Genomic DNA, 724 nt, shown 5'->3' on the forward strand with positions numbered 1-724 from the left:
TAGGTGGTTTTATAGAAAATGAAAGCAACCTATCGCATTATGGTACGTGCTGGGTATATGATAAAGCCCGCGTTTTTCAAAATGCCCGTGTTTCTGGGAATGCAAAAGTAAGAAGCTTTTTTGTAGACGTTTGTGGGAATGCAAAAATTTATGGGAATGCTATTTTTGAAGCTATTTTTATGGGAGGCAATGCGCGTCTTTATGGGAATGCTCGTATTAAAGGTGCTGTTGTAATTGAAGGCAATGCAAAGATTTATGATAATGCCTATGTAACTGATCATGCTCATATTTCTGATGATGCCGTCATTTGTGATAATGCTCATGTTGGAGGCAATGCAAAAATAAGCGGTGCTGCTTATATTTGTGATGACGCGCGTGTTTTCGATGATGCCGTTGTATGTGGTGCTCTTATCTCAGGAGATTCTTATGTTCATAGCGCCGCTTCTTTAACAGCAGATGATCATATTTGGAATGAAGCATATCCCGAATTTGGTAGTGAAGATGATTATTATCGTCATGAGTATTATGATGATTTTGAAGACTATTATGATGCTGATCTTGAATCGGAAAATGATGACGATTTAGAATGTGAATTAGAATATGAAAAAGAAGCTGCTTAATTAAACAATAGGGCGGTGCGGGGGCGCCTCCTTATAACCATTTCATTTAAAAATTTGTTTGAATATTAGATTAGGGAGCTACCTATGACCACTAAAACTGTATC

General features: G+C 37.4%; 1 protein-coding gene. It reads left to right on the forward strand.

The window, feature by feature from the left end; genetic code table 11:
* The coding region (locus ACFINO_RS10450; protein WP_375655772.1) for a hypothetical protein at positions 1-620 on the forward strand (620 nt) is incomplete at its 5' end.
* Positions 621-724 lie beyond the last annotated feature (104 nt).

This window comes from Bartonella sp. AA83SXKL, from assembly GCF_042196965.1.
Classification (GTDB): Bacteria; Pseudomonadota; Alphaproteobacteria; order Rhizobiales; family Rhizobiaceae; genus Bartonella.